The 26,004-nt window shown below is 73.9% G+C and carries 17 protein-coding genes; 6 read left to right on the forward strand and 11 right to left on the reverse strand.

The window, feature by feature from the left end; genetic code table 11:
* Positions 1–59 precede the first annotated feature (59 nt).
* Both Ade02nite_RS12105 and glmS read left to right on the forward strand, forming a co-directional pair.
* Complete coding sequence (locus Ade02nite_RS12105) at positions 60–2,243, forward strand: bifunctional polysaccharide deacetylase/glycosyltransferase family 2 protein (RefSeq protein ID WP_203761703.1); 2,184 nt, start codon at positions 60–62, stop codon at positions 2,241–2,243.
* Between the two features lie 57 nt (positions 2,244–2,300).
* On the forward strand, positions 2,301–4,139 hold the full coding sequence (gene glmS, locus Ade02nite_RS12110; RefSeq protein ID WP_203761704.1) for a glutamine--fructose-6-phosphate transaminase (isomerizing): 1,839 nt from the start codon (positions 2,301–2,303) through the stop codon (positions 4,137–4,139).
* A gap of 269 nt (positions 4,140–4,408) precedes the next feature.
* On the opposite strand, the gene Ade02nite_RS12115 is transcribed toward glmS, so the two are convergent.
* The gene (locus tag Ade02nite_RS12115) at positions 4,409–5,305 is read right to left on the reverse strand and encodes an NmrA family NAD(P)-binding protein (RefSeq protein ID WP_203761705.1); all 897 of its coding nucleotides are present in this window, start codon (positions 5,303–5,305) and stop codon (positions 4,409–4,411) included.
* Positions 5,306–5,374: 69 nt separating this feature from the next.
* On the opposite strand from Ade02nite_RS12115, the gene Ade02nite_RS12120 reads away from it, so the two are divergent.
* On the forward strand, positions 5,375–6,235 hold the full coding sequence (locus tag Ade02nite_RS12120; RefSeq protein ID WP_203761706.1) for a LysR family transcriptional regulator: 861 nt from the start codon (positions 5,375–5,377) through the stop codon (positions 6,233–6,235).
* Positions 6,236–6,254: 19 nt separating this feature from the next.
* On the opposite strand, the gene Ade02nite_RS12125 is transcribed toward Ade02nite_RS12120, so the two are convergent.
* The 4 genes from Ade02nite_RS12125 to Ade02nite_RS12140 are packed head-to-tail and all read right to left on the reverse strand — an operon-like array spanning position 6,255 to position 13,548.
* Entirely contained in the window at positions 6,255–7,556 is a 1,302-nt protein-coding gene (locus Ade02nite_RS12125; RefSeq protein ID WP_203761707.1) for an ABC transporter permease family protein, read from the reverse strand.
* Positions 7,557–8,261: an ABC transporter ATP-binding protein gene (locus Ade02nite_RS12130; protein WP_203761708.1), complete on the reverse strand. Its 705-nt coding sequence runs from the start codon at positions 8,259–8,261 to the stop codon at positions 7,557–7,559.
* Positions 8,258–10,927 (reverse strand): LuxR C-terminal-related transcriptional regulator, encoded by a 2,670-nt coding sequence (locus Ade02nite_RS12135; protein ID WP_203761709.1) that lies wholly within the window; start codon positions 10,925–10,927, stop codon positions 8,258–8,260. Before Ade02nite_RS12135 ends, Ade02nite_RS12130 begins: the two co-directional genes overlap by 4 nt.
* On the reverse strand, positions 10,924–13,548 hold the full coding sequence (locus Ade02nite_RS12140; RefSeq protein ID WP_203761710.1) for a helix-turn-helix transcriptional regulator: 2,625 nt from the start codon (positions 13,546–13,548) through the stop codon (positions 10,924–10,926). Before Ade02nite_RS12140 ends, Ade02nite_RS12135 begins: the two co-directional genes overlap by 4 nt.
* A 143-nt stretch (positions 13,549–13,691) precedes the next feature.
* Between Ade02nite_RS12140 and Ade02nite_RS12145 the strand changes: the two genes are divergently transcribed.
* Complete coding sequence (locus Ade02nite_RS12145; RefSeq protein WP_203761711.1) at positions 13,692–14,807, forward strand: helix-turn-helix domain-containing protein; 1,116 nt, start codon at positions 13,692–13,694, stop codon at positions 14,805–14,807.
* Positions 14,808–14,873: 66 nt separating this feature from the next.
* Here the strand turns inward: Ade02nite_RS12145 and Ade02nite_RS12150 are convergent, their stop codons facing one another.
* Positions 14,874–15,917, reverse strand: a complete 1,044-nt coding sequence (locus tag Ade02nite_RS12150) for an L-dopachrome tautomerase-related protein (RefSeq protein ID WP_203761712.1) — start codon at positions 15,915–15,917, stop codon at positions 14,874–14,876.
* 135 nt (positions 15,918–16,052) lie between these two features.
* On the opposite strand from Ade02nite_RS12150, the gene Ade02nite_RS12155 reads away from it, so the two are divergent.
* Positions 16,053–17,015: a zinc-binding alcohol dehydrogenase family protein gene (locus tag Ade02nite_RS12155; protein WP_203761713.1), complete on the forward strand. Its 963-nt coding sequence runs from the start codon at positions 16,053–16,055 to the stop codon at positions 17,013–17,015.
* A gap of 55 nt (positions 17,016–17,070) precedes the next feature.
* Here Ade02nite_RS12155 and Ade02nite_RS12160 read toward each other — a convergent pair whose 3' ends face one another.
* The 4 genes from Ade02nite_RS12160 to Ade02nite_RS12175 form a co-directional block, all read right to left on the reverse strand.
* Positions 17,071–17,595, reverse strand: a complete 525-nt coding sequence (locus Ade02nite_RS12160) for a YbhB/YbcL family Raf kinase inhibitor-like protein (RefSeq protein WP_239168706.1) — start codon at positions 17,593–17,595, stop codon at positions 17,071–17,073.
* A complete protein-coding gene (locus Ade02nite_RS12165) occupies positions 17,592–18,773 on the reverse strand; it encodes a glycosyltransferase 87 family protein (RefSeq protein ID WP_203761714.1) in 1,182 nt (393 codons plus the stop codon). Before Ade02nite_RS12165 ends, Ade02nite_RS12160 begins: the two co-directional genes overlap by 4 nt.
* Positions 18,770–20,152 carry a polyprenol phosphomannose-dependent alpha 1,6 mannosyltransferase MptB gene (gene mptB / locus Ade02nite_RS12170; protein ID WP_203761715.1) on the reverse strand — a complete coding sequence of 461 codons (1,383 nt, stop codon included), beginning with the start codon at positions 20,150–20,152 and terminating at the stop codon, positions 18,770–18,772. The genes Ade02nite_RS12165 and mptB overlap by 4 nt, the downstream gene beginning before the upstream one ends.
* 82 nt (positions 20,153–20,234) lie before the next feature.
* Entirely contained in the window at positions 20,235–21,374 is a 1,140-nt protein-coding gene (locus tag Ade02nite_RS12175; protein WP_203761716.1) for a type III PLP-dependent enzyme, read from the reverse strand.
* Between the two features lie 105 nt (positions 21,375–21,479).
* Here Ade02nite_RS12175 and Ade02nite_RS12180 point away from each other — a divergent pair, with 105 nt between their 5' ends.
* The gene (locus Ade02nite_RS12180) at positions 21,480–22,430 is read left to right on the forward strand and encodes a helix-turn-helix domain-containing protein (protein ID WP_239168707.1); all 951 of its coding nucleotides are present in this window, start codon (positions 21,480–21,482) and stop codon (positions 22,428–22,430) included.
* Between the two features lie 55 nt (positions 22,431–22,485).
* On the opposite strand, the gene Ade02nite_RS12185 is transcribed toward Ade02nite_RS12180, so the two are convergent.
* Positions 22,486–25,992 (reverse strand): S8 family peptidase, encoded by a 3,507-nt coding sequence (locus Ade02nite_RS12185; RefSeq protein ID WP_239168708.1) that lies wholly within the window; start codon positions 25,990–25,992, stop codon positions 22,486–22,488.
* Positions 25,993–26,004 lie beyond the last annotated feature (12 nt).

A 26,004-nucleotide genomic window follows, 5' to 3' on the forward strand; every position in this document is an offset into this window, starting at 1 on the left:
CGGCGCACCCATATCGGCAATTCGTGAAATCGGAGCACAAGGCATAAGTACGCTGAATCGTGTCCGTCGAAACGTCGAAAGAAACACCGCCGGCCCGCGCTCGGCGGCGTATTCGCGTCCCCCAGCCGCGCTGGATCCTGCTCGTCGTCGTGCTCGGCCTGTTCGCCAGCATCCTGCTCGTGAACGGGCTCGTGACGGGCGAGTTCACCCAGGACGGCGCCGCGGAGTCGACGTCGGAGACCGGCGAGGTGCCCGACGCGGCGCTGACCGGCGGCCCGATCATCCAGACCGACGGCACCACCACGACCACGGTCACCGTGCCGGACAACAAGATCGTGCTGACCTTCGACGACGGCCCGAGCCCGGAGTACACCCCCGAGATCCTCGAGGTCCTCGACAAGTACGACGTGCCGGGCGTGTTCTTCCAGATCGGCTCGGAGATCAGCCGGTACCCGTCGATCGCGAAGCAGGTGAAGGACGCCGGTCACGAGATCGGCATCCACACCTTCACCCACCCCGAGATGTCGACGAAGTCGCAGTGGCGGCGGGACGTCGAGATGTCGGAGACGCAGTTCGCGCTCGCCGGAGCGGCGAACGTCTCCAGCGTGATCTTCCGGCCGCCGTACTCGTCGACGGTGGCGGCGCTGGACAACCCGACCTGGTCGGTGATGGCCGAGATGGGCGAGAAGGGCTATCTGACGGTCGTCAACGACCTGGACAGCCGGGACTGGGAGCCGGACACCACGACCCAGGACATCATCGACGCCGTGCTGCCCGACGACGACGCGGGTGCCATCCTGCTGTTCCACGACGGCGGCGGCGACCGGTCCAAGACGGCCACCGCGCTCGAGTCGGTGATCCCGTACCTCAAGAACGAGGGATATTCGTTCACCACGATCACGGCGCTGACCGGGATGTCGACGGTCAACCCCAAGGCCACCACCGACGAGCGGGTCTACGGGCTCGGCATCGTCGGCGCGGTGCAGGTGGCCCAGAAGATCACGGACTGGTTCGCGACGCTGCTGCTGGTGCTCGGCGTGCTGATGATCCTGCGGTTGCTGCTGATGCTGGGACTGGCGCGGCGGCACGCGCGGCGGTTCCGCAAGAAGGACAGCGCGGGGTGGGGCCCGCCCTACACGGAGCCCGTGACGGTGCTCGTCCCGGCGTACAACGAGAAGGAGATGATCGCCGACACGCTGGGCTCCCTGGTCCGGTCGACCCACCCGATCAAGATCATCGTGATCGACGACGGCTCCACCGACGGCACCGCGGACATCGCCGAGTCGCTCGGCCACCGCAACGTCACGGTGATCAGGCAGCCGAACGGCGGCAAGTCGGCGGCGCTCAACAACGGCATCGCGCACGCCGGCACGGACGTCGTCGTGATGATGGACGGCGACACGGTCTTCGAGCCCGAGACCGTGGCGCTGCTGGTGCAGCCGTTCGCCGACACCGGCATCGGCGCGGTCGCGGGCAACGCCAAGGTCGCCAACCGCACGGGCATGATCCCGATCTGGCAGCACATCGAGTACGTGGTGGGCTTCAGCATCGACCGCCGCGCGTACGACATCATGCACTGCATGGCCACCGTGCCCGGCGCGATCGGCGCGTTCCGGCGCGAGGCCCTGGAGCAGGTGAACGGCCTGAGCGAGGACACGCTGGCCGAGGACACCGACCTGACCATCGCGATCATCCGGGCCGGCTGGCGGGTCGTCTACGAGGACCGCTCGCGCGCCTGGACCGAGGCGCCCTCGACCATGGCGCAGCTGTGGAAGCAGCGCTACCGCTGGAGCTACGGCACGATGCAGGCGATGTGGAAGCACCGCCGTGCCCTCTTCGAGCGCGGCCCGGGCGGCAAGTTCGGCCGGCGCGGACTGCTCAACCTGGCCCTCTTCCAAACCCTGATGCCGCTGCTCTCGCCGCTGATCGACGTGTTCCTGGTGTACGGCCTGATCTTCCTGGACCCGCTGCTGACCCTCGCCGCCTGGCTGGGCGTGCTGCTCCTCCAACTGCTCAGCACCATGTACGCCTTCCGGCTCGACAAGGAGTCGATGCGCCCGCTGTGGCGGATGCCGCTCCAGCAGTTCGTCTACCGCCAGCTCATGTATCTCGTGCTGATCCAGTCGATGCTCTCGGCGATCCGCGGCATCCGCCTCGGCTGGCAGAAGCTGCGGCGCACAGGCGGCCTCAACGCGCTGATCGGCCAGCAGCTCCCGACCGGGGACGGTCCCCGGCCTTCATAGCGAACGCATGGACTGCGCACAGACGCAGCGCCGGATCACGCTTCTACCGTCGCCTGCATGTGCGGAATCGTGGGATACGCCGGCGAGCGGCCGGCCTTGGAAATCGTGATGGACGGCCTGCGGCGCCTGGAGTACCGCGGCTACGACTCGGCCGGCGTGGCGGTCGTCGACGGCGGGCGGCTGCACACCGAGAAGCGGGCGGGCAAGCTCGTCCACCTCGAGAAGGCGCTCGCCGAGGGCTTCCCGGACGGGCCCATCGGCATCGGGCACACCCGCTGGGCCACCCACGGCGGCCCGACCGACCGCAACGCGCACCCGCACGTGGCCGGGCGCGTCGCCGTGATCCACAACGGCATCATCGAGAACTTCGCCCGGCTGCGCGCCGCGCTGGAGGCCGACGGGGTCCGGCTGGTCAGCGACACCGACACCGAGGTGGCGGCGCACCTGCTGGCGGCGGAGCTGGCGGCCGTACGGCACGAGCGCGTCACCGGACCGCAGGCGCTGGCCGAGGCGATGCGCCGGGTCTCGCGCCGGTTGGAGGGCGCGTTCACGCTGCTCGCCGTCGACGCGGACACCCCCGGCGCGGTGGCCGGCGCCCGCCGCAACTCGCCGCTGGTCGTCGGCCGCGGCAACGGCGAGAACTTCCTCGCCAGCGACGTGTCGGCGTTCATCGAGCACACCCGCGACGCGATCGAGCTGGGCCAGGACCAGGTCGTGCTGATCACCCCGGAGGGCATCGAGATCACCGGCTTCGACGGCGTTCCCGCGACCGGCACCGACTACCGCATCGACTGGGACCTGTCCGCCGCCGAGAAGGGCGGCCACGACTACTTCATGCTCAAGGAGATCGCCGAGCAGCCGCGGGCCGTCGCCGACACCCTGCGCGGGCGGCTCACCGCGGACGGGCTGGTCGACCTCGACCTCGGCGGCCTGGACCTGCGCGACGTCGACAAGGTGTACGTGGTCGCGTGCGGCACCGCGTACCACTCCGGCATGGTCGCGAAGTACGCGATCGAGCAGTGGGCCCGCGTCCCCTGCGAGATCGAGACGGCGAGCGAGTTCCGCTACCGCGACCCGATCCTGGGACCCGGGACGCTGGTGATCGCGATCAGCCAGTCCGGCGAGACCATGGACACGCTGATGGCGCTGCGGCACGCCAAGGAGCAGGGCGCCCGGGTGCTGGCCATCTGCAACTCCCACGGCTCCACCATCCCGCGCGAGTCCGACGCGGTGCTCTACACCCACGGCGGCCCGGAGATCGCCGTCGCGTCGACCAAGGCGTTCCTCACCCAGCTCGTCGCCGGATACCTCGCCGGCCTGCGGCTCGCCCAGGAGCGCGCAACGATGGACCCCGCCGAGGTCACCCGCCACCTCCAGGCCGCGCCCGCCCAGCTGACCGCCCTGCTCGACACCATGGACCCGGTTCGCAAGCTGGCCCGCGACCTGTCCGCGGCGCCGCAGGTGCTCTTCATCGGCCGGCACGTCGGCTTCCCGGTGGCCCTGGAGGGCGCCCTGAAGCTGAAGGAGCTCGCCTACATGCACGCCGAGGGCTTCGCCGCCGGCGAGCTGAAGCACGGCCCGATCGCCCTGATCGACGACGCGACCCCGGTGATCTGCGTGGTCCCCTCCCCCGGCGGCGTCCTGCACGACAAGGTCGTCTCCAACATCCAGGAGGTCCGCGCCCGCGGCGCCCGCACCATCGTGATCGCCGAGGAGGGCGACGAGGCGGTACGCCCGTACGCGGACGCCCTGATCCCCGTGCCGCCGACGCCCGCGCTGCTGGCCCCGCTGATGACCACGGTGCCGCTGCAGATCCTCGCCTGCGAGATCGCCGCCGCCCGCGGCCACGACGTCGACCAGCCCCGCAACCTGGCCAAGTCCGTCACGGTCGAATGACTCAGGCCGGCTCGGGCAGCGGCTCGCCCGTCTCCAGCAACGTCTTGAGGCCGGCGATCGGGGCCGGCCCGGCTCCGACTCCAGCACCACCTGCTCGGCGTCGGCGATGGGCCGGCCGCGCTCGATCCACGTCCTGGGGGATCCGGGCCGCCAGTCGGTCTCGGAGGTCACGCCCCAGTAGCGGCCGTGTAGGCCGGATCGGTGAGCGCCTGCCACAGGCGTTCGGGCGTGGTCCTGATGGAGGTCGTGTAGACGAAGGGCTCCAACGATCAGGCAGCCATATGGCTGCCTTTCAAGGGGGCGAGGACGTCGAGGGTCCACTGCCGGAGGGTGGTGGGGGTGGTGTTCGCGGGAGTGCGGGGCACGCCGTTGTCGAGGCCGGCGTTCTTGGCCAGGGCCATGTCGAGCATGGCCTGGGCCATCGCCTCCGAGTAGCCGTTGGCGATCATCGAGTCCTTGAAGGCGCCGGCGGGGGTCTGCTCGTAGCGGACCGGGCGGCCCAGGACATCGGCGATGACCGCGGCCGTCTCGTCCCAGGTCAGGTCCTCGGGGCCGAGGACGGGCACCTCCTCGGCGCCGGTCCAGCCGGTGTCGAGCAGGAACCGGGTGGCGACGGCGGCGATGTCGCGGGTGGCGACGGTCGGCAACGGGCGGTCGGGCACGTAGGGGCCGCGGAGCACGCCCTGCTCCACGATCGGTTTCGCCTGCCAGCCGATGTTGTCCATGAAGGACGGCATGGCCAGCGCGCGGTAGGGCACGCCGGTCGCCGCGATCAGGTCGTCCATGGCCAGCGTGGCGGTGACGTGGCCGGCGCGCGCGGCGACCGGGGTGCCACGGCCGAGGGCCGAGATGCCGACCACGCGGCCGACGCCCCGGGCGGTGAAGGCCTCGATGCCGGGGCGGGCGAAACCGGAGTAGGCCTCGTCGGCGGAGGCGGCGCGTGGGTCGGCGGGCACGAGCCACAGGACGGCGTCGGCGCCGGCGAAGGCCGCGGCCACGACGGCCGGATCGCCGTGGGAGCCGGGGACGACCTCGACCCGGCCGGCGACGCCGGGAGCGAGGCGGGCGGGGTCGCGGGCGATGACGCGCACCGGCGCGCCCGCGTCGAGCAGGTTCTGGACCACCTGGCCACCGATCTGGCCGGTGGGAGCCGTAACAACGATCATGCTTCGAGTCAACGCGGCCGGGGCGCAAAGCGGAAAGACCAGCTCAGTCCGGATTGATACCGTGGTGGTATGAGTGACCTGGAGACGCGGCAGCTCCGCTACTTCGTGGCGGTGGCCGAGGAGCGGCACTTCGGGCGCGCGGCCGAACGGCTCGGCATGGCCCAGCCGCCGCTGTCGCGGGCCATCCGCGAGCTGGAGCGCCAGCTCGGCGTCCAGCTGCTGATCCGCACCACCCGCCAGGTCGCGCTGACCCCGGCCGGCGAGACGCTGCTGGCCGACGCGCGGGTGGCCCTCGACGCGGTCGCCGCCGCCCAGCGCCGGGCGCGCCGGGCCGGGCAGCCGGCCCGCACGCTGCGGCTGGCGCTCAAGGCCGACTACGACGCCGGGCTGCTGCCGCGCCTCCTCGACGCCTACGACGTGATGCCGGTGGAGCTCATGCTCGGCGGGCGCGGCGAGCAGGTGCCGGCGCTGCACGACGGACGCGCGGACGTGGCGCTGCTGCCGGGGCCGTTCGACGAGCGCGGGCTGGACACCGAGCCGCTGGTGACCGGTCCGGCCGTGGTGGCGCTGGCGGCGGCCGATCCGCTGGCCGCGCGTACCGTCCTGCGTCTGCCCGATCTGGCGGGCCGGAAGCTGCCGGACGGAACGGACGCCTCGCAGGGCCGCATGGCGTCGGCGCCCGCGCGCCCGCTCGACCTCTCGCAGATCTTCAACCTGGTGGAGGTGGGTGGCATCGTCTGGTTCCTGCCGGACTGGGTGGCGCGGCGCTTTCCCCGGCCCGGCACCGCCTTTCGCCCGGTCGAGGGGCTGGAGCCGGTGACGCTGAAGGTCGCCTGGCCGGCCGCGTCGCGCTCGCTCGAGGTGGCCGCGTTCGTGCGGGTCGCCCGCGAGATCGCGCAAGCACCGGAGGCGGCGCTGCTCGGGGGCTGAACCGGGTGCCGGTGCCGCGCTACTCGGGGGCCAGCACGGCGGGGACCTCGTGCCGCAGGGCGAGCGCGGTGGGCAGCACGGTCGCCGTCAGGACGAGCACGAGGCCGAACGCGGCCACGGCCAGCGCCGGCAGCACGCCGAAGGACGGGAACACGCCGGCGGCCCAGGCACCCGCGAGCGCGGTGGCGAGCACGGACACCCCGCCGAGCAGCAGGGCCGTGCCGACGTAGATGACGGCCTCCCAGGCGGCCGCGGCCAGCACGGTGCCGGGAGTGCCGCCGGCCGCGACGATCAGGGCGAACTCGCGTTCCCGGCGGCGGCTCGACATGAAGACCGTGGCCACCGCGCCGAGGACGGCGAGCAGCAACGGGCCGCCCAGCAGCAGGACGACCGAGCCGGTGGTCAGGTTGCCGCCGTGGCCGGCCGTGCCGTTCGCCGAATAGAGGCCGCCGGCCAGCGCGATCGCCACGGTGAGCGGGCTGATCGTGGCGGTGCTGCGGCCCACGTTGAAGGCCGTGCTGTTGCGGGCCAGGAACCACGGGCCCTCGGCGGGCACGAGCGACGTCCAGCCGCGCACCAGCCGGGCCAGCAAGAGCGGGCCGAACGCGGCGAGCACCCCGGCCACCAGCGGCGCGATGAGCATCAGCGGCACGGCCAGGGTGTCCGGGCCGGTGCCGGGCAGCGTCGACACGATCGCGGCCACGATGCCGAGCGTCGCGATCCCGCCCACCCAGCGGCCCACGGTCATCCGGCGGTCCGGCGGCTCGATCTCGCGCAGCGACTGGATCGGCGGGGTCCGGGAGGCGCGGCCGGCGCTGCGGGAACCGCCGATCGTCAGCACGACGACCACGAACAGCACGACCGGGATCGCCGCGGCGAGGCCGAACCGCGGGTGCAGGGGCTCCAGCTCCGGCGAGCCGGCGAAGGCATACCGGTGGAGCGGGCCGAGGACCGGCAGCGCGACCAGACAGCCGAGCACCGCGCCGAGCAGGGACACGACGAGGAGTTGGCTGGTCACGACCGTGCGCACCAGCGCCGGGCGGATGCCGACCAGCTGCCACAACGCGTACCCGCGCTGTTGCAGGGTGACCGTCAGGCCCGCGACGGAGCCGACCACGATCAGCGCGGTGACGATCGTGAACGCGGCGACGACGCCGCTGATCCCGTACAGGGCAAGGGCCTCGTCGCCACCCACCGCGAGCGCCGTGGCGATGTCGCCGGCCACGACGGCACCGACCAGGGCGGTGGCCGCGGCGATCAGGAACGTGCCGAGCCAGACCCGGGCGTTGGCGACCAGGTCGCTGAGGACGAGCTTGACCACTCAGGACTCCCCGAGCGCGGCGAAGACCTCGGCGGCCGACGGACGCGCCAGCTCGCGGTGGACCAGGCCGTCGCGCAGCACGACGACCCGGTCGGCCCGCGCCGCCGCGGACAGGTCGTGCGTCACCATCACCACCGAGCGGCCGTCCGCCGGCACCTTCGCGAGCAGGTCGAGCACCTGGGCGCCGGACGACGTGTCGAGCGCGCCGGTCGGCTCGTCGGCGAAGACCACGTCCGGGCGCACCGCCAGCACCCGCGCGATCGCCACCCGCTGCTGCTGACCGCCGGAGAGCGCGGCGGGCCGGTGGGCGGCGTGCCCGGCCAGGCCCACGTCCGCCAGCGCCCGGTCGATCTCGGCCGCGTCGATCCGCCGTCGCGCCAGGCGGGCCGGCAACGCGACGTTCTCCCTCGCGGTCAGCGAGGGGATCAGGTTGTACGCCTGGAAGACGAACCCGACGTGATCGCGCCGCAGGCCGGCGAGCGCGCCGCGCCGCAGCGAGCCGAGGTCCCGGCCCAGGATGCGCACGCTGCCGGAGGTCGCCGGCTCGAGCCCGGACATGCAGTAGAGCAGCGTCGACTTGCCGGAACCGCTCGGGCCGACCACGGCGAGGAACTCACCCGGGTCGACGCGCAGGCTGACGCCGCGCAGCACCGGGGTCGTCCCGAAGGACTTGGTAAGACCGTCGACCTCGACTGAGAACATCATCCCGCCAGAAGTGAGCCGAGCTCGCGGCGTCCGCTGACGCCGAGCTTGGGATACGCGTTGTAAAGGTGGGTGCCGACCGTGCGCGGCGAGACCCGCAGCTGCGCGGCGATCTCCCGGTTGCGCAGGCCGCGCGCGGCCAGCTGGACGATCTGCCGCTGCTGCGGGCTGAGCCGGCCGAGCGGATCCCCGGCCGCCGGCACCGGGTCGGCGCCCTCGCCCGCGGCGGCCAGCTCGGTGCGGGCGATCTCGGCGTGCGGCCCGGAGCCCATCGCCTCCAGCGCCCGCAGCGCCGTGCAGAGCTGGGCGCGGGCCTCGAGCGGGCGGCGCTTGCGGCGCAGCCACGCGCCGTAGTGCAGGCGGGCCAGGGCCCGCTCGAACGCCCACGCCTCGCCCTCCGGGTCGCCGACCGCGACGCGGAAACGCTCCTCGGTGCGCTCGTCGTCGGTCAGCGCGGCCCGGGCGTGCGCGGCCAGCAGGCGCATCCGCGCACGGCCGGGCAGCGGATATCCGGCGACGAGCTCGGCGCCTTCCGCCTCCCGGCCGGCGTGCGGCGCCATCACGGCGAGGCCGAGCAGCGCGTAGGCCCCGGCGTCCGGGTGGAACCGGCCGGCGTCGAAGAGAACCTGGAAATGCCGGTACGCCAGCGCGAAATCGCCCTCGGCGAAGGCCGCGTTGCCGGCGGCCACCTCCAGGTAGTACCGAAGCCGGCGGTTCTGGTGCAGGTCGATGCCGTTCCAGGCGGGCTCGGCCAGCTCCCGGGACCTTGTGGCATCGCCGAGCAGCGCGGCCATGACGGACTCCTGGAGGGTCACCTCCCACTCCAGCAGCGGCAGGTCGGCGAGCGCGCAGAGGCGGCGGCCCTCGGCGAGCACCTCGGTGGCCTCGCGCCATCGGCCCTGGTCGCCGAGGTTGGTGGCGTAGGGAAGCCGGGCCTCGGCGACGCCCGCGAGGTCGCCGGCTCGGCGGACCGTCTCGAGGGCGCCGGCGCGCAGCGTGGTCGCGGTGCGGAGGTCGCCGGCGGCGTCGGCCAGGTAGGCCAGGAGAGTGGCCCGGGTGGGATCCTCCGGTGGCGGCATCGAGAGCGGGAGCGAGCAGATGTACGGATCCGCGGCCGCCTCGACCGCGGCCCGGAGCAGCCTTAGCTCACCGGCCTCGCCGTCGCCGGTGCCGGTTGCGGGGAGGGCGTCGGCCAGGCGGGCGAGGCTTCCCACGGTGGCGCGGTGCTCCGGGAGGCCGGACAAGCGGCTGACGTTCGCGGCGGCGGCGGCCATCAGCAGGGCGTCGAGGCTGGTGCGAGGCGGGCGGCGGCGGCAGCTCTCGGCCAGCAGGTCCATGGCGGCGCGCTGGCGGCCCTGGCGGGAGTGGGCCAGCGCGACCGTGCGCGCGGTGGCCGGGGCGAGAGCGGCCTCCTGGTCGAGCGCGGCGAGGGCGGCATGCAGGTCGAGCACCCAGGTGGTCTGGCCGGTGGCGCTCGCCGCCTCGATGGCCGCGGCGTAGCGGCGGGCCGCGTCGGCGGGGTTCGGCGAGAGCTCGGCCGCGTTCTGGAGGGCTGCCGCGTCGCGTCCGCCGGCTCCCTTCTCCAGGGCGGCGGCGATCGTCTCGTCGGGGCCGGTCGCCTCGGCTGCCAGGTGTCGCGCGTGGGCCAGGGAGTCGGGTGGGAGCACCGCGGCGAAGCGGCGGTGCAGGCCGGTGCGCTCGACCGCCGGGCAGGAGCAATAGGCGGCGATGCCGGCGAGCGGGTCGGCCAGGCGCAGGGTGTGGCCGTGGCGTTCCAGCACGCCGAGGTCGAGGGCGAGGCGCAGGTCGCCGTCGGAGACCTGGGCGGCGGCGAGCACCTGGCCCAGGCTCTCGTCGCCGGCGCGGGCGCTGACCTGGCGGACGAGGCGCAGCACGGCGGGTGGCAGCTGGGCCAGGTCGGCGGCGTGCCGCTCGCGGATCGGCAGGGCGCGCTCCAGCGTGGGGCGCAGCACCTCGTCGCTGGTGGCCCCGGCGAACGCGACGGCGAGGTCGAGGATCGCCCGGGGGTTGCCCCGGGCCCAGCGCAGGATCTCCAGGCGTCCCCGGCCCCGCGGCACGGCGGGTTGGCGGCCGAGCAGCTCGGCGGCGGCCTCCGGCGACAGCGGGTCGAGCGGCAGCACGGCGACGCCGGCCGACCGGACACCGGCGGCGTGCCGCGCGCGCACGCCCAGCAGGAAGACGACCGGGCGGCGCACGACGGCGTCGACCAGGCCGCGCAGCACGTCCGCGGAGAGGCGGTCGATCAGGTGCAGGTCGTCGACCACGGCGAGCACCGGACCGCGGCTCGCGGCGGCGGCCAGCAGGGCGCGAGCGCCGGCACCCAGCACCTCCGGATCACGCGAGCGCAGCGCGAGGACGGGGTCCGCGTCCCGCCGGTCCTCTTCGGACAGATCGTTTGCCAGGGGCCGCAGCGGTCGCAGGAGCTGGTGCAGCCCCATGCCGTCGAGGTCCTGCTCGTCGCGGTGGCCGGTGGCCCGCAGCACCCGGAAGCCGCGGCGGGCGGCCCGGTCCGCGGCCTCGGCCAGCAGGCTCGTCGTGCCCCGCCCGCGGCTCGCCGTGACCGCGATCGCGGCGGCGTCACGGCGGTCCGGGTCGAGCAGCGCCTCCAGCGTGCGCAGCTCGTTCTCGCGCCCGATCAGCTCGGTCATCTCACCACCTCCGGCACCACGTCGCGAAGCTGGTCGCGGCGCGCGACGCCGAGCTTCGGGTAGATCTGATAAAGGTGGAACCCGATCGTGCGGGGCGACAACCCGAAGTGTTCCGCGATGGCACGGTTGGACATTCCGCGCACGGCCAGACGGGCAATCTGCTGCTGTTGAGCCGTGAGCAGGGTGAAGGCGGACCGCTCGGCGTGCTGGGCCCGCACCACGCCGCTCGCCCGCAGGTGGGCGCGCACGGCCTCGGCGTCGCGGGTGGCGCCCTGCCGCAGAAACGTGTCGAGCGCCGAGACGAGCAGCGGCCGCGCCTCCACCGGCTGCCGCCGGGCGCGCAGCGCCTCGGCCACCAGGGCCTGGGCGACGGCGTGCTCGTACGGCCAGCGCACACCGGCGTCGCGCTCGGCGAGCAACCGCCGCGCGCGGTCGCCGTCGAAGTCGAGCAGGGCGAAGGCCAGGTCCCAGGCCCAGCGGCGCCGGGCGCTCGGCGGATCGGCCCGGCGGCGCGCCGCCCGCAGCAGCGCGAGCACCTCGTCGCGGCGGCCCGCCTGGAGCGCCGAGCCGGCCAGCTGAAGGACGACGCGCTGGGACATCAGGAAGTGGATCGGGGTGCCGTCGGCGGCGAAGACCGCGCGGTAGTGCTCGACGGCGGCCTCGTGCTCCTCGGTCGCGGCGGCGAACTCGCCCGCCGCCCGGTGCAGCAGGTACGCCACGAACGGGCTCTCCGCCAGCGCCGGATCGCCCGCCTGGCCGAGCAGGCGCCGGGCCCGCTCCGGGTCGCCCCGGCGGACCGCCAGCACCGCCCGCTGCGAGACGACGGCCCGCCGCACCGGGCTGGCCGAGTTCGCGCCGACCAGGTCGTCGGCGTCGGCCAGCAGGCGGGCGGCCTCGTCGAGCCGGCCGAGGTCGAACAGCGCCTCGACGAGCGCGACGGTCGCGGTCGCCAGCACGCCGATGGAGCCGTCCGCGTGCACCCGGTCGACAGCGCGGCGGTAGAGGTCGGCCGCCACGTCGACCTCGTCGGCGATCCAGGCGACGCCGCCGATCGCGAGCAGCCGCACCCGTTCGGCCGCGCCGTCGAGCGGGTCGAGCAGGGTCGAGCCGGCGAGCGGGCCGGTGCGGGCGACCCAGCCGGCCGGGTCGGCGACGCACTCGGCGAGCGCGCGCAGCGCCTTGTTCGGGGAGCCGGCCGGCAGGTGCGCCATCAGCCGGCGCAGCGTCGCGACGGCCTCCGCCGCGCCGTCGGTGAGGACGGACCGGGCCGCGATGGCGAGCACCGACGTGGTGAGCCCGGGATCGGGCAGGCCGCTGCGGAGCAGGCGCTCGGCCAGCGCGAGCGTCTCGCCGGCGGAGCGGTACATGTGGATGTTGCCGGTGACCGCGACCGCGCCGGCGAGCAACCGCGGGTCGCCGGTCGTCTCGAAGACCCGCGCGCTGAGGCGCCGGCTCCACTCGATGTCGCCGCAGCGGTCGGCCTCGGCGGCGGCGCGGCCGTAGCGCCGGGCCGCCTCGTGCGGGTCGGTGCTGTTCTCCGCGGCCCGTTCCAGCAGGGCCGCGGCCTCCAGGCCCCGGGCCTGCGCGACGGCGGCCCCGGCGGCGCGTTCCAGGGCCACCGCCATGAAGTCGCCGGCGGTGCCGCCGACGTGGGCGACGTGCCAGTCGCGCGCCGCGGACTCGGCCGCGACCGCCGCGAGCCGCGCGTGCGCCTCCTGCCGGTCGCCGAAGGGCGCGGTGAAATAGCAGACGGCGCGGACCATCGGGCGCGCGAAGCTGAGCCGTCCGCCCACCACGCCGACCAGCCGGGCCTGCTCGGCGGGCGCGCAGTCGGCCAGGCTCGCGCCGGCCGCGGCCAGCACGTCGCCGAGACCGTCGTGCTCGGACGCCGCCGCGTAGAGCAGGACCCGCCGCGTGGCCGGCGGCAGCCCGTCGAGCCCGGGAGCGAAGGTCCGGGCGAGCACGCCGGTGACGCTGACGCGGTAGTTCGGCCGCAGCGCCGTGAGGGTGTCGCCGGCGACCGCGCGGGCCAGCTCGGTGAGGGCGAACGGGTTACCGGCGGCGTAGTGCAAGATCTCGGCGCGGACCGCACCGCGCGGCGGCACCGGGCGGCCGTCCAGGACGCCGGCGGCGGCGTTCGGGCTGAGCGGACCGACCGGCACGAGCGTCACCTCGGCGCTCACCCGGCCGAAGGCGACCAGGCCGCGCGCGGCGAAGACGAGCAGCAGGCGCTCGCGGCTCAGCCGCCGCGCCACGAACATGAGCAGGCCGACCACGTCGGCGTCGCCGTCGCCCACCCCGTCGGCGACGATCATGACGGGGCCGCGGCGGCACAGGTCCGCCACCGACGAGAGCATCGTCATCCGCAGATCGACGGGATCGGCCCCGGGAGCCGCGGACAGCAGTGCGGCGGCCTCGACCACACGGAAGCCACGGGCGGCGGCGTCGGCGGCGCAGGCGCGCAGCAGCGCGGTCTTGCCGATGCCGGCCTCGCCGTGCAGGACGATCACCTGCCGGCCGTTCCCGGCGTCGCGCACCGCCCGGCTCAGACGGTCCCGCTCCGCGGCACGACCCGGCAGTTCGGCGACAGCCGGGCCGCCGCTCTCGGCGATCATGGTCATGGTGCCTCCCCTCCGCTTGGGATCTAAGCTCTGAGCTGCGGAAGCGACCATGCAGAAAGCAGGCAGAACACTTCTGCCGGTCGTCGCCCGTGGGTGCGAAGTAGCGGAAAACGGGCGTAGAGACCGGTGTTATGGGGAGGGTCATGTCGGCGGTTCCGCTGGGGCGGCGGCTGCGCGGCTTGCGGCAAGCGGCGGGGCTCACGCTGGAGGCGCTCGCCGCGCGCTCCGGCGTCAGCGTCCGCGCGATCAGCGACATCGAGCGCGGCCGGAGCCTCGAGCCCCAGGCCCGGACCGTTCGCGCGCTCGCCGACGCCCTGGAAGTGGGCGACGCCGACCGGACGGCGTTGTACGAGGCGGCCCGCCCACCGGCCGCGGAGGCACCGCCGCTGTGCCTGCTCCCGGCCGACCTGCCGGACTTCACCGGGCGCGCCGCCGAGCTCGCGCGGCTCGGCGAGCTGATGCGGCCGGGCGGTTCGGTCGTGCTGTGCGGCCCGCCCGGCATCGGCAAGACGGCGCTCGCGGTGCACGCCGCCCACGCCTCCTGCGACCGGTTCCCCGGCGGGCGGCTCTTCGTCGACCTCCGGGGCCTGGAGCCGGCGCTCGTCGCGTACCGCCTGCTGCGGGCCTGTGGGGTCGAGGAGACCGCGATCCCCGCCGCCGCCGAGGACCGCGCCGACCTGCTGCGACGCACTCTGGCCGAGCGCACGCGCCTGCTGATGCTCGACAACGCCGCGGACGAGCCGCAGGTCCGGCCGCTGCTGCCGCACGACGGCGTCACCACCGTGGTGATCACCGCCCGGTCGCCGCTGACCGGGCTGATCGGCGCCGAGCGGCTGCGGGCCGGGCCGCTCGGTGACGACGACGCGGCGGCGATGCTGCGCGCCGTCGTCCACGCGGACGGCGACGACCCGGCGCTGCACGAGATCGCGCGGCTCTGCGGCAACTACCCGCTGGCCCTGCGGATCGCGGGCAGCCGCCTGCTCAGCCGGCCGGGCTGGACCGCGGCGACGCTCGCCGACCGGCTGGCCGACCCGGCGCGGCGGCTCGACCGGCTGGTGGCGGGCGACCTGCGGATGCGCGACGCGCTCGCGAGCGCCTGCGAACGGCTCTCCCCCCGGAGCCGGTCCGTGCTGCGGGCGCTCGCGCGCGGCGAGACCGTCGACGCCGACGACCAGGTCGACGAGCTCGCCGAGGCCGGGCTGATCACCCGTGCGGGCGTACCGGAGCTCGTCAGGCTGTTCGTGCTCACGACACCGTGACGGCCGGCCGCCGGAACGTCCGGTCGTCCTCGGTCCACGGGCCGATCTCCTCGAGCGGCTCGGCGATCAGCGCACCAGCCGCACGGGCCGGGCGCCGACCGGGACACGCACGATCTGGTAGGGCGGGATGCGGTCGTCCACACCGCCGTTGAAGAGCGGGGAGCGGGGCAGCTGGTTGACGCTGACGTAGAGGTGGCCGTCCGCCGCCAGCGCCAGGGTGTCCGGCCAGAGGGCGCCGGGCGCGTGCAGCAGCGTCGACCAGGTGCCGTCGGCAGCGCGCTTGAGGACGGCGCTGTGCTCGTACGCGGTGGCGTACAGCGCTCCCTCGGTGTCGGACTCGAGACCGTCCGAGGCGCCCTTGTCGCCGTGGTCGGTGACCTGCCGGGCGACCTCGTCGTCGCGCAGCGAGCGGTCGAGCAGAGCCGCGGTGGGCACGCTGTAGAGCCGGCGGCTGGAGAGCGGGCAGAACCAGAGCCGCTCGCCGGTCGCGTCGATCGCGATGCCGTCCGCGCCGACGACGTAGTTGTCCCGCACGACGCCCTGCACGACCGCGCGGAAGCCGTCGACCGCGCGGGTGCTCGCGTAGCCGCGCAGCCGCGACCAGCTCTCGCCGGTGGCCAGGTCGACGACGATCAGGGCGCCTTCGGGCTGCGAGTCGGTGATGTAGGCGTACCCGGCCTCGCCGCGGGAGAGGTCGAAGCGCACGTCGTTCAGATAGGTCGTGGGCGTGAGGGCCGCGGCCGACGGCCGGACGATCCGCACCAGGCCGCCGGTGGCCGGGTCGATCTCGACCAGCTTGGGGCCGTTGTCCACCCAGGGGGCGAAGGCGAGGCTGCCGGTGTCGAGCAGCCAGAGGTGGCCGCGCGGGTCCACCACGACGCTCTGCACCGAGATCAGGTGCTCGTCGTTGAACTCGCGGCTCGGATACGGGACCGGCTTGCCGTCGACGATCTCGGCGACCGTGTAGGGAACCTCGTCGCCCCACCGCGGCACCGAGACGAAGACGCGGCCGTCGTCGGTGACGGTCACGCCCGTCGGCATCAGGTCGTGCAGTTCGGCGACTACCTCGAAGTCCGGCGCGACCCACGCGCCCAGTGCGTCAGCTGTCATGGGCCCAGACTGTCCGGCTTCGCCCGCCCGGCCACCCGTACGTCGACTGGCCGGTGCCGAGATCCCAGTCGACATACGCATGGTCGCGCGCTCTCCCGGGGGCACCGTCGCGGGAAACGACCGAAAGGACCGACCATGCGCGCGGTAGCCGTCACCTCCGCCCATCGCCTCACCGACGTCCAGGCCCCCGAGCCCACTCCCGGGCCGCACGACCTGCTGGTGCGGGTGCACGCCGTCTCCGTCAACCCCGTCGACGTGCAGAGCGCCGGCCGCGGGCACGGCATCCTCGGCTACGACGCCGCGGGGGTCGTCGAGGCGGTGGGCCCCCGGGTCAGCCGGTTCCGGCCCGGCGACGAGGTCTACTACGCCGGGAGCATCCGCCGGCAGGGCAGCAACGCCGAGCTCCAGGTGGTCGACGAGCACATCGTCGGCCGCAAGCCGGCGAGCCTGGACATGGCCGAGGCCGCGGCGCTGCCGCTGACCACGATCACCGCGTGGGAGGCGCTCTTCGACCACCTGCGGCTGGACGCGTCGAGCTCCGGCACCATCGTGGCGCTCGCCGCGGCCGGCGGCGTCGGCTCGATGATCACCCAGCTGGCCCGGGAGCTCACCGGCCTGACCGTCATCGGCACGGCGTCCCGCCCGGAGTCGCGGAAGTGGGCCCTGGAGATGGGCGCCCATCACGTGATCGACCACCACGCCGGCCTCGCCGATCAGGTGCTGAAGCTGGCCCCCGACGGCGTCGAGTACGTCTTCTCGCCGCACTCGAAGGGCAACGTCGACGAGTTCGCGAAGCTGCTCAAGCCGTTCGGTCACGTGGTCGCGATCGACTCGGTGGACAGCGTGCAGGAGCTGAAGTCCAAGAGCATCACGTGGCACTGGGAGCTGATGTTCACCAAGCCCCTGTACGCCCCGGACGACGACAGCCAGGGCCGCCTGCTCGACGAGGTGGCCCGCCTGGTCGACGCCGGCCTGATCCGCACCACGCTGACCACCCGGCTCGGCCCGGTGAACGCCGCGACGCTGACCGAGGCGCACCGCCTGGTCGGCACGGGCAAGGGCTCGAACGTGGGCAAGGTCGTCGTCGCGGGCTTCTGACGCAGGCGCAAAGGGAGGGCCGCCGGATCGGCGGCCCTCCCTTTCCCGCTGCGTGTCAGGCGGAGAAGTACGGCGTGAGGACGGCGCGGGCCAGGGTGTGCCCGGCCAGGTTGAAGCCGAGGAACGCCGGCGTCGACTCCTTGTCGATGCCGATCGACTCGACGTCCACGGCGTGCACGGCGATGAAGTAGTCGTGGCGGCCGCTGCCGGCCGGCGGGGCGGCGCCGATGTAGCGGCGCAGCCGGGCGTCGTTGGCGAGCTGCCACGCGCCCTCGGGCAGCAGGGCGTTGTCCGCGGAGCCGGCGCCGGTCGGCAGCGAGGTGACGGTGGACGGGATGTCGGCCACGGCCCAGTGCCAGAAGCCGGAGCCGGTCGGCGCGGTGGGGTCGTAGACGGTGACCACGAAGCTCTTGGTCTCCGCCGGGAAGCCGCTCCAGCTCAGCTGGGGCGACACGTCGTCGCCGCCCGCGCCGAAGACGCCGCTGGCCTGCGCCGGCTTCATCTCGGCGCCGTCGGCCACGTCGGTGCTGGTGACGGTGAAGGCCGGAACCTTCGCGATCAGGTCGTAGGGGGTGCTCACGGTCGCTCCCGCAGGTCGAGGTCGTCAGGGACTCCTCGAACGTAGGGAGGGCGGCGCCGGGCCGTATAAGTCGCTCGACCGGGCGGTTCGAGCGCCACCAGCAGGGCGACGGCGATCCAGACGTACGTGTTGCTGCCGACCGCGGCGAGGAAGCCGTCCGCGCCCGCCCACCAGAGCCAGACGACGCTGCTGCTGAGCACGACGTAGGCGGCGAACAGGAGCGCGAGGGCACGCCGGTCGTGCCGGCCGAGGGCACGGTCCACCAGCAGGAACATCGCGGGCAGCAGCCACACCAGGTGGTGCACCCAGGTGACCGGGCTGAGCAGGCAGGCCACGATGCCGGTCAGCGCGAAGCCGGTGACGTCGTCGCGCACCCGGCGGACCGCGAGCCACCAGATGACGAGGATCACGGCGGCCGCGACGAGCCACCAGACCGCCGGGGCGCCGAGCCGCGCGACGACGCCGCGCAGCGACTGGTTGGAGACGTACTCGAGCTTGCCGACCCGGCCGGTGTCCCAGAGCGTCTCGGTCCAGAACCGGCGCGACGTGTCCGGGGCGACGAGGAACGCGAGCAGGGTGGCGCCGGCGGCGGTGGCCGAGGCGACGGCGGCCGCCCGGTACTGCCGGGTGAGGATCAGGTAGCCGATGAAGACCGCGGGCGTCAGCTTGATCGCGGCGGCGATGCCGATGCCGAGGCCGCGCCACTGCGTACGGCGAAGGTCGGAGCAGACGAGCACGAGCAGCGCGAGGTTGACCTGACCGAAGCTGAACGTGTCGCGGGCCGGCTCGAAGACCAGGACGGCGAGGAAGACCAGCGAGGCGGACATCCACAGCGGCCACCCGTGGCGGCGCAGCACCGGCACGACGTACCAGCGCAGCAGCACGGCGACGCAGGCCGCGTTGAGCACCACGCCGCACGCGACGGCGACCGGCCAGCTCGTCAGGGCGAGCGGGCTGAACACCAGGGCGGCGAACGGCGGATAGGTGAAGCCGTACTCGGTGCCGTCGTAGAGGAAGTCGTAGAGCTCGCCGCCGTCGACCAGCCAGTAGTGCACCGCGCCGCGATAGACGCCGAGGTCGAAGAACTCGCGGAACGTCGGCACCGTCACCAGGAAGACGCCGACGGCGATCGCCGTGACGGCGACCACCACGATCTGGGCACGCGGGCGGAGAGTCATCGGGTGGCCAGCTCTCGGGCGGGCACGGCCGCCAGCCGTACGAGGAGGAAGCCGGACACGCCGAGAAGCGCGCCGGACGTGGCGAGCAGGAACTCCTCGGCGTCGACCGCGAACCCGTCCGGCAGCACGGCCAGGGCCAGCACCGCGCAGGCGACGGCGAGCGCGCGCCGCACCCAGCGGTGACCGGCCGCGGCCGCGAGCGGCACCAGGCCCCAGATCAGATACCACGGGCGCAGCGCCGGGCCGAACACGACGACCGCGACCAGCACGATCCCGAGGCCGTAGAGGACGCCGAGCTCCTTGATCTGCGACCAGACGAGACCCGCGACGATCAGCGTGGCGAGCACGCCGGCCCAGCGCCACAGGTTCTGGGTGAACGCCGCGCCGACGCCGTCGTCCTCGAGCAGGCCGGCGGTGGCGCGGCCGAGCACGTTGACCAGCGACAGGTTGTGCGGCGAGATCGGGGTGTCCAGCGTGCCCAGCCAGCCGTACCCGGTGCCGGCCACGGCGGTGAGCGCGGCGGTCGAGACGGCGGCCGTGACGGTGACGGCGGTGGCCGCCCGGAGAAGCCGCAGGCGCCCGCCCATCCGGCCCGCCCAGATCAGCGCGACGGCGGCGAGCCCGGCGACGGCGGGCACCTTGACCAGCGCGGCGGCGACCACGAGCACCGAGCCGAGCACGGGGCGGTCCCGGACGGCGGCGGCCAGCCCGGCGGCGAGCAGCCCGACCATGAGCGCGTCGTTGTGCGCCCCGCCCACGAAGTGGATCAGCACGAGCGGGTTGAGCACGGCCAGCCACAGCGCCGAGGACGGCCGGATCCCGGTGCTGCGGGCGAGGATCGGCACGACGTACGCCAGCAGGGCGAGCCCCGCGACCGCCACCAGCCGCATCGCGACCACCCCGCCGAGCAGGTGCTCCCCGCCGAAGGCCCGGGCGACCGCCAGGAAGACCGGCCCGTACGGGCTGGGCGTGTGCTGCCAGATCTGAGGCACCTGCGCGGCGATGAACCCGCCGAGGCTCGCCGGCCCCTGCCGATAGACGTCGAACCCCCGGCCGGCCATCAGCCCCTGCGCGAGATAGCTGTAGACGTCCCGGCTGAACACCGGCGGCGCCAGCATCAGCGGCGCCGACCAGAGCGCAGCCGTCCACCAGTGCGCCCGCACGTCGTCGCCGTGCCGGGTCGCCTGGCCGTACCACCACCAGGCGAGCAGGAGCAGGGCGAGCCCGCTGTAGACCGCGACCAGCCCGAGCCGCACATGGGTCAGCCCGGCGAAGAAGCTCACCCCGACGGGCAGCGCCCCCGCCCCCAGCCCACCCACGGCGACAAGCAGACCCCCGGCAAGCCCGACGGCGCGCGACCCGCCGTGATCCCCGAACACCGCAGCACCATCTCAGTGACGGGTGTCGAAGCGGGGACAACCTCCCGACCGCCACATGACACCCACGTGGCGACCCGCCGGGTCAGGGGTTGGTCAGGGTGCGCAGCGGGGGGAAGCCGTTGAAGCCGACCGAGGCGTAGGTGGCGGTGTAGGCGCCCGTGCCGAGGATGCGGACGACGTCGCCCGCGCGCAGCGCGAGGGGGAGCTCGTAGTGGGCGTGCTGGTACATGATGTCGACGCTGTCGCAGGTGGGGCCGGCCAGGATGACCGGGCCGGTGGGGCCGTCGTCGTGGGCGGTGGCGAGGGCGTACTGGATGGCCTCGTCCTCGGTCTCGGCCAGGCCGCCGAAGCGGCCGACGTCCAGGTAGACCCAGCGGGACTCGTCCGAATAGGACTTTTTGGACACGAGGACGACCTCGGCGTGCAGGACGCCGGCGGGAGCGGCGATGTAGCGGCCGGGCTCGATCATGAGCTTCGGGGCGCGGTGCCCGAAATGCCGGAACAGCGCCGCGTGGATGGCCACCGAGTAGGCGGCGATCGGGAGGGCGGAGACCCGGTAGTCGACGGGGAAGCCGCCGCCCGCGTTGAGGATGCGCGGGGAAAGTCCACTTTGTTCCAGCGTACGGAAGATGTCGGCGGCCAGGGCGACGCTGGGCTCCCACCGGCCGGGGTCGAGCTGTTGCGAGCCGACGTGGAACGCCAGGCCGGCGGGGTCGAGGCCGCACACCGCGGCCGCCTTCATCAGGTCGACGGCCATCTCGCCCGTACAGCCGAACTTGCGGCTCAACGGCCACCGGGCGCCGTCGGACGACGCCAGCAGCCGGCAGATCACCGCGGAGCCGGGCGCATGCGTGACGATCTTGTCAAGCTCGCCGGCACTGTCGAAGGCGAACAGGCGCACACCCCGGGCGTACGCGTACGCGATGTCGCCGGGCTTCTTGATCGGGTGCCCGTAGCTCAGGTCGGCGGGCGACGCGCCCGCCGCGAGGCAGAGGTCGATCTCCGTACGACTGGCCACGTCGAACCGGCAGCCGGCCTCGACCAGCGCGCGCAGCAGGGCGGGCTCGGGGTTGGCCTTCACGGCGTAGTGGATCTCGGCATCCGCGAAGGCCGAGGCGATCCGGCGGTACTGCTCGCCGGCCACCTCCACGTCGATCACCAGGCAGGGGGTCCGGCCTACGGCGCCGAGCGCCGTCAATTCCTCATCCGCGGTCACGGTCATGGCGAAGAGTCCTCGGTCGAGTGGCGGCAACTGCACACAGAGTATCGCTGCGAATGCGTAGAGTTGTCGATCCGTGGATGAACAGGCAGGTTTACAGTTGTCGCCGTGTCTGAACGGCTCGACCTGCTCTCGACCGCGGAGCAGCATGCCTACCGCGTGCTGGTGAGAATGGCCGGCGCGACCGCCGGCGACCTCGCGGACCAGGACGGCCTCTCCCCCGCCGAGGCCCGCGACGTGCTGGAGTCCCTGCACGGCAAGGGCCTGGCCACCGCGGGACCAACCTTCCACGCCCTGCCCGCCGACGTCGCCCTCGGCGACGCGCTGCTGCGCGAGCAGCAAGCCCTCGAGTCGGCACGCCAGATGGTGGCCGCGCTCAGCGAGGAATATCGCAGCAACACCCGCCGGCGCAGCGCCGAGCACCTCGTGGAGATCGTCGTCGGGGCCCGGGCACTGCGCGAGCGGCTGCGCGAGATGCAGGACTCGGCCGAGGAGGAGATCCTCTGGTTCTGCCGGGCCAACCCGATCGCGATGCAGGGCCCGGAGAACACCGAGGAGAACTCGGCGCTGGAGCGCGGCGTCCGCTACCGGGCGATCTACGAGCGGGAGCTGCTCGAGAAGCCCGGCGAGCTGGACAGCATCGTCGAGGCGATCGGCCTGGGCGAGCAGTCGCGCACGCTGCCCACCCTGCCCGTACGCCTCGCGATCGCCGATCACCGCCTGGCCGTCTGCCCGCTGGTGCCGGACGCCGCGCGGGGCGTCGGGCAGCCCACCGCGGCGCTGATCCGCCCCAGCGAGCTGCTCGACGCCCTGGTCGCGCTCTTCGAGAGCTACTGGGACCGGGCGACCCCGCTGCTGCCGGACGGCGGCGCGGCGGAGGAGCCCGACCGGTTGTTGCTCTCGCTCTTCGTCTCGGGCATGCCGGACAAGTCGATCGCGACCCAGCTCGGGGTGAGCCGCAGGACCGTCCAGCGGCGGTTGGACCGCCTCATGGACATCGCCGGCGTCGACACCCGCCCCGGGCTGGCGTTCCAGGCCGCCCGGCGCGGCTGGCTGTGACGCAGGTGGCGCACCGTCACGCCGACCGGGCCGGCGTTGTGCTCGATCGGCCTCATCACGGCCTGCCGTAGGCACGGATCACGGTCTGCCGCACGGTGTTGCCGGCCCGGTCGCTCGCGGTGACCCGCAGCGAGACGGCTCCCCGGCCGGGCACCCAGGCCCGCCAGGTCCCGCCGTCGTCCGCCGAGTATTCGACCTTGACCTGCTTCGCGCCCGGGACGCTGACCCGCAGCGGCCCGGTGGCGATGCCGTTCAGGGTCACCGGCACGTCGTACAAGGGCTGGAGCAGCGGCAGCGCACCGTCCTTCGCCGACCGGAACGTCCACTCGGTCGAGGTCGACGTGCCGTACAGCCACTCCTCGCCGCCACGCTTGGTCGTGACCGTCAGCGTGTAGGCGGCGTCACCGGCGGGCACCGCCACGTCCCGCCACGCGTTCGGGAAGTCGCCCAGCGAGGTGCCGTTCCGCGTCAGCGTCGCGGCCTGACCGGCCTGGTCGACCTGGTAGTGCCCGTCGGCGTCGACGAAGTCGGCGATCCGCAGCCGCAGCACGTTGCCCTCGCGGGCCCCGGAGCCGGCCGGCCGCAGCACCGGCGCCGCCCACGTCTCCGCGGAGGTGCCGGCCTTGCGGTACGAGGTCGGGTCGTCCTGGAAGCCGCCGTCGAGCGACGCCCCGATCGAGTTGAACGGGTATTCGTGGTGGACCTGGTGCTGCCACACCGTGTCACCGGTGGACACCCACTCCTCGCGCACCGACGGCGTCCGCACCGCCCGCTGCGCGTCGTTCCAGGAGTACTCCTGCGCCGGCCGCCAGCCGAACCGCTGCTCGCGGACCCAGTCGAACCCGCCGTTGTCCTGGTAGCGCGTGGTGATCCGCTGCGAGTTGGCCGCCGTGACCCGGTGGACGATCTGGCTGGGCACGCGGTCCTTCGAGACCTGGAAGACGTCGTACAGGTAGGGGCTGTCGGGGGTCAGCGTCAGCGAGATGGAGCCGTGACGCTTGCGGGCCTCGGCGAGGAGCCGCTGCCCGTCGTCGTTCGGCACCACGGCGTTGACGATCGGCATCCGCTCGCCGTCGGGCTGCCAGGAGCCCCACGCGGACATCGTGCCGGGGAAGACGACCAGGGCGACCGCCGCTCCGGCCTCCGCGGCCTGGAGCGCCGCGTCGTAGTAGTTGTCGGTCTCGAGCACGACCGCCTTGCCTCTGACGTCGCCGTCGAGCCCGGCGACCAGGTCGAACCGCCTCGTCCCGCTCCAGACCGGCGAGCTCGCCGTCAGGTTGAGGTCGACGCCGGGCAGCGACGAGCGGACGATCGGGGCGACCAACTGCCAGCGGGAGGAGAACTCGTAGCTGCCCTTGCGCAGCTTCGCCGTCGGGGTGACGTTTACCGCCTGCACCGAGCTGAAGTTCATGAACCCGTTGATGATGCCGCGGCCCGATCCGGTCACGCGGTGCACGTAGTAGCTGAACACCGTCTGCTGCTCCGCCGGCCGGGGCGTTTCGATCTTGACAGGCTTGGCCGTACGGGCGTCCAGCGTGATCTCGAGGTCGCGGTCCACCCGCAGCTCGGGGTTGGTGATCAGCGTGTCCTGCTCGTCGAGCGGGTAGCCGTCCGCGATCGTGGCGTCGAGCAGGTAGTCGCCCTCGGCCACCTCGTACGTCCTGGTCTGCCCCGCGAAGATCGCGTCGAGCACGTCGAAGCGCGGGTCGTCGCCGAACATCAGCATCGCCGAGACGGCCGCCGGCTTGCCGGACCGGTCCACGGCCTTGACGGTGACCTTGTGGTGCTCCCGGTCGAGCGTCCCGGCGAGGGCCGTGGTGACGAGCACGCCGCCCGGCGCGGTCGCGGTCAGCCACCCGCCGATCTGGCCGGGGTTCGTCAGGTCGTACGTGAGGACCACGTCCGCCTTGCCGCCCGCCGGAACGGTGACCGTCGACGCGGAGGGCGTGATCGCGGCCAGGTCGTCCGTCAGGGTCAGCGTGACCGGCGCGCTCCCGGCGTTCGTGTAGGTCACCGTCCTGGTGACCGGCTTCTCGCCCAGCTGGTGGAGGCCGAAGTCGGCCACGCCCGTGCCCGCGACCTTCTGGGTCGTGGCGCGGGTGAGGTCGACGCGGCCGGCGCCCTGCGCGAACACCGGGGTGTCCGGCGTGGTCCTCGCGGTGCTGACCAGCGCCTGCTTGATCTGCTCGCCGCTCCAGTCCGGGTGCTGCTGCGCGACGATCGCGGCCGCCCCGGCGACGTGCGGCGTGGCCATCGAGGTGCCGGACGCCGAGGTGTAGAGCTCGTCCACCGGGGTGCCCATCGTGGTGCCGGCCGCGCGGGCCGCGACGATGTCCACGCCGGGCGCGGTGATCTCGGGCTTGAGGCCCTCGTCGCCGACCCGCGGCCCGCGGCTGGAGAAACCGGCGATCCGGTCGTCACGGTCGACGGCGCCGACGGTGAGCGCGCCGGTGGCCGCGCCGGGCGTGCCGACCTTGTAGCTCGCACCCTCGTTGCCGGCCGCCACGACGAAGAGCGCACCGGTCGACGCGCTGAGCTCGTTCACCGCGGCGCTCATCGGGTCGGTGCCGTCGGTCGCCTCGCCGCCGAGGCTCAGGTTGACGATCCTGGCGCCCTGGCCCGTCGCCCACTCCATGCCCGCGATGATCCCGGACTCGTACCCGGAGCCGCTGTCGTCGAGCACCTTGCCGATCAGCAGCCGCGCGCCGGGGGCGACGCCCTTGCGGGTGCCGTTCGAGCCGGCGCCGGTGCCGGCGACCGTGGCCGCGACGTGCGTGCCGTGCCCGAAGTGATCGCCGGTGTCGGCGCTGCCGCTGAAGTCCCGGGCCTCGTCGATCTTGCCGGCCAGATCGGGGTGGCTCGCGTCGGCGCCGGTGTCGAGCACCGCGACCGTCACGCCCTTGCCGTCGAGCCCGGCCGCCCACGCGGTGGGCGCGCCGATCTGCGCGGTGCTGCGGTCGAGCACCGGCTTCACCTTGCCGTCGAGCCAGATGTGCGTCGCGGTGGTCGCGGTGCGTGCGCCGGTCGCCGCCGTCACCTGGGTGCGCCAGAAGGCGGCGAGGTCCTGCTTGCCGGCCTTGACGGCGACCGCGCCCAGGCTGGGCAGCGCCGTGCCGTCGCCGCCGAGCGTGCGGGCGCCGGCCTGCGCACCCTGCACGATCAGCGGGAGGGTGCCGCGGGCCGCGTCGCCGTAGCCCTGCTCGATGAGGTGCTGCACGTCGAACAGCTCGGCGTCGAGCCGGCCCTCGCGCAGCAGCGGAAGGGCGTCGGACGGCAGGACGCGGACGCCCTGCTCGGTCTCGACGGTCGAGAATCGGACGCGTTCCCGTCCGGGCCCCGGCCGCACCGTCGCCGCGACCCGGTCGTCGCCGGCGGGGGCCAGCTCGACGACGTCGCCCGTGACGAGCGTGATCGTTTGCGCAACCGCGGGGGGAGCGGCGGCGGGGACGGGTGCGGCCGGGGCGGCAGCGGCGGCGGCAGGGCCTGGCGGTAACCCGGCCGCGCCGCCGGCTCCGATCAGGACGCCGACGAGGGCACCGGTGAGACGCTTCGATGCTGGCAAGGTCGGGCTCCT

It is taken from the genome of Paractinoplanes deccanensis, from assembly GCF_016862115.1.
Lineage (GTDB): Bacteria > Actinomycetota > Actinomycetes > Mycobacteriales > Micromonosporaceae > Actinoplanes > Actinoplanes deccanensis.